The organism is Ammoniphilus soli, assembly GCF_040813775.1.
Map to the genome: position 1 here is coordinate 1 of NZ_JBEGDL010000080.1, position 5,692 is coordinate 5,692.

The 5,692-nt window shown below is 38.1% G+C and carries 7 protein-coding genes; 4 read left to right on the top strand and 3 right to left on the bottom strand.

Translation table 11 applies throughout. From position 1 onward, the window contains the following. The coding region (locus ABLT31_RS37895) for a transposase (RefSeq protein WP_367760895.1) at positions 1-371 on the top strand (371 nt) is incomplete at its 5' end. Positions 372-580: 209 nt separating this feature from the next. On the opposite strand, the gene ABLT31_RS37900 is transcribed toward ABLT31_RS37895, so the two are convergent. The 3 genes from ABLT31_RS37900 to ABLT31_RS37910 all read right to left on the bottom strand — a co-directional run bounded on the left by ABLT31_RS37900 (position 581) and on the right by ABLT31_RS37910 (position 4,004). Then, a complete protein-coding gene (locus ABLT31_RS37900) occupies positions 581-730 on the bottom strand; it encodes a hypothetical protein (protein WP_367760896.1) in 150 nt (49 codons plus the stop codon). A gap of 287 nt (positions 731-1,017) precedes the next feature. Continuing rightward, positions 1,018-3,276, bottom strand: coding sequence for a UvrD-helicase domain-containing protein (locus ABLT31_RS37905; RefSeq protein ID WP_367760897.1), 2,259 nt, complete (start codon positions 3,274-3,276; stop codon positions 1,018-1,020). Between the two features lie 173 nt (positions 3,277-3,449). Beyond that, a complete protein-coding gene (locus tag ABLT31_RS37910) occupies positions 3,450-4,004 on the bottom strand; it encodes a recombinase family protein (protein ID WP_367760898.1) in 555 nt (184 codons plus the stop codon). Between the two features lie 329 nt (positions 4,005-4,333). Between ABLT31_RS37910 and ABLT31_RS37915 the strand changes: the two genes are divergently transcribed. From ABLT31_RS37915 to ABLT31_RS37925, 3 genes are all read left to right on the top strand, one after another. Then, entirely contained in the window at positions 4,334-4,906 is a 573-nt protein-coding gene (locus tag ABLT31_RS37915) for a hypothetical protein (protein ID WP_367760899.1), read from the top strand. A 55-nt stretch (positions 4,907-4,961) separates the two neighbouring features. Then, complete coding sequence (locus ABLT31_RS37920; protein ID WP_367760900.1) at positions 4,962-5,108, top strand: hypothetical protein; 147 nt, start codon at positions 4,962-4,964, stop codon at positions 5,106-5,108. Between the two features lie 208 nt (positions 5,109-5,316). After that, positions 5,317-5,496, top strand: coding sequence for a hypothetical protein (locus tag ABLT31_RS37925; protein WP_367760901.1), 180 nt, complete (start codon positions 5,317-5,319; stop codon positions 5,494-5,496). The last annotated feature ends 196 nt before the right edge of the window (positions 5,497-5,692 follow it).

A 5,692-nucleotide genomic window follows, 5' to 3' on the forward strand; every position in this document is an offset into this window, starting at 1 on the left:
CATGGGCTGGATTGGTTCCTGGTCATAACGAAAGTGCTGGCAAAAGGAAATCTTCCAAAACTAAAAAAGGAAACAAATACTTAAGAGCAGGGTTAACCGAAGCAGCTCATTCGTTAAAAGGATCGAAAAACTACCTGGGTGCACTGTATCGACGTACAGCCGCACGAAAAGGTAAGAAACGAGCAGGAATTGTGGTTGCTCACGCCATCTTGCGTATCTCTTATTATCTTTTAACTCGTAAAGAAATGTACGTAGACTTAGGCGAAGACTACTTCGATAAGCAAAGAGAACAATCTATTGTTCGGCACGCTTTACGTAGACTTGAAGGATTAGGTTACATCGTCTCCATAAAAGAAGCTGAAGCTTCTTGATCCAGTCCATCTACCAGCAATACCCCCAATGAATAAGGCGCTCTCCCCTTTTTTAAAAAATGAATGAGCTGCGTCTTCTTTAGTATTGCCTTTTTTACCTACTTTCAGAATTTAATTTTCATGGTAGCGGAACAACGGATTCGAATATAACACTTAATTTTACAATATATATTTAAAGTTAATATCTTGTCCAAATGAGGTGATTATGGTCAATAAGAAATATAAATTTGTTTTGATACCTGCTGAATATTGTACATTTCAACCTGGCGAGATTTAAGTGACTGTAATTCTTCTTTAATTGGTTTTAATTCTTCTTGGATTACGGAACGGAGCAAATGGACTAATTGGTTTTCTTGCATACAAATTTCCCCTTCCGATTTAAACTTTACAACATTATATCACGGTGTTTTGTAAATTTATTTTTTACTTCTTGTTTGATAAGGGTGCAAATATGTAATCAATGAATCTGACAGAAACAGTTCAATAGTCTATAAAGGTATACTTCTATGGCGAATCAAAAACGACTTGTTTTCCGTTTATAAAGTATCAAATACGTTTATAAAAAATATGAAGAGGAGGGGGAGCACTTTTTTTGGCCTTACATATAAAAAAGAAGGCTCTTAACAGGAAGCCTTCTAAACCATTTCTACACTTGGATTACAATTTGTTTCCTCTCTTTTTTCATGGGAAACCCACATAATGGACAATATTTAGATTTTTCAAGGTAGTTAGTTATTCTCATCCAAGTGTTGCACGTTTGATTATGACAAACCCAAGCCAATAAATCTTCGTGAACAGTCATTTTATCTTTCGACTTGACCAAGGGAGCAGTCTTTACTTGTTTTTGCTCTTGTGGAGTGGAAAAAGCTTCGATCAAAAAACGTGAAACATCTGCTTTTTTACCCCGATATAGTGATGGAGAACTGACAAATAGCGATTGTTTGGCCCTCGTTACCCCTACATAGGCTAACCTTCGTTCTTCTTCAATTGCGGCCTCGACCTTTTCTTGCCCTTCTTTGACATGAATTAGATCTTCGCGGCCGGAGGCTTCCAAAGCAGAACTATGGGGGAGGATACCCTCAGACATACCGATCAGAAAAACGGTATCAAACTCTAGCCCTTTTGATTTATGAATCGTCATCAAAGAGACAGCATCTACATCGGGATTCTTTCTGTGTTCTTCCATTTTTTTATTGGTTTCAATCACATGATCGATGAAATTCAAAAAATCGATAACGGATTGAAATCTTTTAGCCGATGATTCCAATTCATCTAACGTTTCCTTAATGATTTCCTTATGAAGCGTTAAATTCTGGCGTTCATTGGCATCTAAATACTTCTCATAACTTGTCCTTAGAGACTTCACCACATCTTGAGGTTTTTGTGTTTTGACTTCCGTAATCAATTGGATTTTTTTGCGGAGGTTTTCCCGTTGGTACGGTTTAAGCCCAGGCATCGATAGTAAATGAAATAGAAGGGAAGGTTCCGGTTTTGTCATTTCCTTCTTCAGGGCCCATTCCATAGCCATATCCTTATTCATGTATAAGGAAGGGATAATTCCTTCCAGAGCGGCATAATCCTTCGGATGAAGAGAAAGCCTCATATAATCAATCAACGGCTTCACTGTAGCTTGTTCATAAAAAACCTCACCCGATGAATAAGAGATAAATGGAAGTTCATCTAAAATCAATTGTTCCATCATAGCCCGAGAAGATGTAGTTGTCCTATACAGAATCGAGAAATCTCGAAACGTTTTACCTTCCTTCACTTGGTCGTGGATGAGTTGGACAATCCATTCCGCTTCCTCATCTGTGGTAGTGGGGCGCATAAAATAAGGGCCCTGTGAGTTTTGAGTGGTTGCAGCTAAACTTTTCACATGGCGATTAAGATTATGACGAATAATCTCATTCCCTAATCCTACGATGGCTGTCGTAGACCGATAATTAACGTCCAACGTGATGGTCTTCACATTCGGGTAATGGTCATTGAAATTTAGAATAAGGCTATGATCTGCCCCATTAAAAGAATAGATCGTTTGATCATCATCCCCGACCACCATGATATGATTTTGGGGGATGGAGACCATCCTTACTAGTTCATATTGAATCGGGTTGGTATCCTGAAATTCGTCCACCATCACGTACTGATAGGTTTCTTGAATATGCTGCAAATGAACCGGATTCTTCTTAAATAGAGTATAGGCTTCCATGAGAATATCATCAAAGTCCAATAAGTGTTCATGCCGTTTCCACTCCTCATAACGAGTGAAAATGGTCTGGATTTCCTTTTCAATCTCAGTCTGAATCAGGAGATCCTGCGGTTTTTTCATACGACCTTTATAAAAGGAGAAAAGAGCTAACAAAGTTTCCGGTTGGTAAGCCTCCTGATAACCCAATTCTTTTAAAATGATTTTCAAAATGGTTTGTTTATACTTCTCATTGCTTAAAATTTTTTGCTGGTATCCTTGATCTCTTAACATTCGAAGAAAAAAAGAATGGAAAGTACCTGTTGTAATTTGCTTGACTTGACTCCATGACATGCCCGGTAACTTTGCAATACGTTCTTTCATTTCATTGGCTGCTTTTGTAGTAAACGTTAAAAGGAGTATATTTCGGGGGGGAATCCGGCGAACAACTAATAAATAACCTGTTCTGGAAACCAGTACACTCGTTTTTCCACTGCCAGCTCCAGCCAATGTTAATAACGGTCCCTCTCCATGGCGTACTGCTTCGATCTGGGCTCGGTTTAATCTGATTTGATTTTGTTCTAGCGCACGAAAATAAAAGGCGTCATATTCTTGGGATGAAACCAATTCTACACTGGTCTCTACATTGGCCATGGGTGCTTCCGGAAGTTGTTTGATCTTCAGGCTGTTGGGGGTCCGACTTAATGGAATGTTAATCATCCATTCACCTCTACTTCTCAATCTCTTCTCTCATTTTGCTACAGGTTCTATCTTTAGAGATCGATTTGACAATCGACTTTTTTCTAATCCGAAAACAGATTAAAAATATCTTTTAAGAATTTGCTAAAGATAACATATAAAAATTTCGAGTTATTACTACGTACCAAAAAACTTCATGATTTATCTAAATATCGATACACTGTTGTTCGAGAAATTCCCCACATTTCAGCAATATCCTTGATAGATGTTCCGTTGGTAGCAAGCGTTCTAAGGATCTCCATTTCTTTCTTGTCTAGCTTCTCTGGTCGTCCTCCTAATCGCCCTCTAGCTCTGGCCGCAGCTCGGCCGGCTGCTGAACGTTCTTGAATAAGGTTTCGCTCAAACTCAGCAAAAGCAGCAAATAAATGAAACATGAGTTGACCCGTTGCACTTGAGCGATCCATTGTAATATTTTCTTGTAAACTATGAAAGCTAATTCCTCGTTCATTAAGCTCATTGACAATTCGAATTAAATCTTGCATGTTTCGTCCTAAACGATCCAACCTCCACACTACAAGCGTGTCACCAGATCGTACATAACGGAGGACTTCCTCTAATCCGGGACGTTTATCTTTTACTCCACTGATTTTATCAGTAAATACTTCTGAACAGCCATGGTTATGTAAAGCATCCATTTGTAAATCTAAATTTTGAACAGATGTAGATACACGAGCATACCCTACTTTCATAATTATCATCCTTTCTCTACACCTAATTGTAACACAACTTAAATAGCAGGATAATAACTGAACATAGAATAATTAATGAGTTTTTGAACAAAATGAGAAGCACTAAAACTAGGAAACTAGTATATTAACTATCATGTTCATAAAATGATGAGTTTCTGAACATAAGTGATACTCAGAATATAGCAGCCATCGGAATTATATTTAAAAAATCCTGATGTTTAATCATCATAAGGGGGACCCCATTTTAACCATATTTCCAAAGAGACTAAATATTTTCCATTTATGTTATAAGATGGAAGTAACTCGAAAAGAAGAAGGAGAGGAATCATTTGGTATCCTTTATAACTCAGGTTCCCAAGGGCTTTTTTAAAGGGAAAAGACTCGATTTAGGGCAAAAGAAATTTCTCTTCATGGCCTATAAAGATTTCACTTTATTGGGTGCAAAAGGATATGACATGGGAGAAGAAGGGAGAATGACCTTTCTGTTTGACCAATTTATAGAAACGGGAACCTTTCCAGCTCCAACTGTAGCTTTTATGGCTTTTGATCGAGATCAAGATCTGATCAATATTCATGATTTAATCGTGTTCTTATCCTTATGTTATACCGCCGATAGGTTGGATTCTCCTCTCATGAAAATCAAAGTGGACCATATCGCTACCCTGACAGGTCTAAGTAAAACCAAAGTGAAACAATCTCTTCAACGTTTGCTGGATAGTTGGTTGTCCTTATTGGTACAAAAGGATATTCATCATTTTGAAATTCCTCTATTAAAAAAGGAAATCATCGATAGTTTTGAAAAGGATCTGAAAAATCATCAGGAAGGTACGATCGAAGATGGTTACCGGATTCCACGGACTTTGGTCGAGAATTATAAATCGATGGGATTCAGTTTTTTTTGAATATAGTATTTTATTAGAGTTTATCTGCCGGGTACAGGACCAAAATCCTCTGGATGTGATTCTTCATCAAATGACGGAGGATTCCAAAGAAAAAATCACGGTTTTCTCCATTAATTATGTGATCAAAAAGGCAGAAGAGAAGGGCGTATTTAAAATCATGAAGGATAAGAATGGATTTGTACAGCTTTTATGGGGAGCATGAATGTAGCTTCTCGAACCAAGGGATAGGTAACATGCATGGGCATTCTTTTACTTTTAATAAGGACATCATCTTGCAAAGTGGAACGACCGCCAATATCAAGTGAAGCGAGATTGATTTTGGTCGTGTTTTTTAAGCGTCGAGAGCAAGAAAGGATGATGTTGGATCAAAACAAAGCGAAGGGTTGAAGAAAACATATTGGAGGAAGAAAATGGATCACTTTGTACAAATTATAAACTTCGAAGATCGGATGGAATTTACAGGGTTTTACCTTCTTAAATCTGCTGATATTAAGCAGACCTCGGATAGCCGGAATTACTTCGATATGGTGATTTGTGATTCTACTGGAGAAGTTCCCTTGAAATTTTGGGATGTGAGTGATTTGGATTAAGAGACGTTCATCTCCGGAAAGATCGTAAAGGTAAAAGGTGTCGTTTCTACATACAAAGAAAAGCTCCAGGCGAAGGTAATTAAAATTCGTTTGGCAACGGATGAGGAGGGGTACCAAGTATCTGACTTTGTCAAAAGTGCCCCAGTACCTGCAGCAGATCTCATGGAGACCATTGACCGAACGGTGAGAGGGATTC

Bases quoted from the DNA above. Each gene is read 5' to 3' on its own strand.
- ABLT31_RS37900 (WP_367760896.1), bottom strand. From the start codon at position 730: ATGCAAGAAAACCAATTAGTCCATTTGCTCCGTTCCGTAATCCAAGAA.
- ABLT31_RS37905 (WP_367760897.1), bottom strand. From the start codon at position 3,276: ATGATTAACATTCCATTAAGTCGGACCCCCAACAGCCTGAAGATCAAA.
- ABLT31_RS37910 (WP_367760898.1), bottom strand. From the start codon at position 4,004: ATGAAAGTAGGGTATGCTCGTGTATCTACATCTGTTCAAAATTTAGAT.
- ABLT31_RS37925 (WP_367760901.1), top strand. From the start codon at position 5,317: ATGGATCACTTTGTACAAATTATAAACTTCGAAGATCGGATGGAATTT.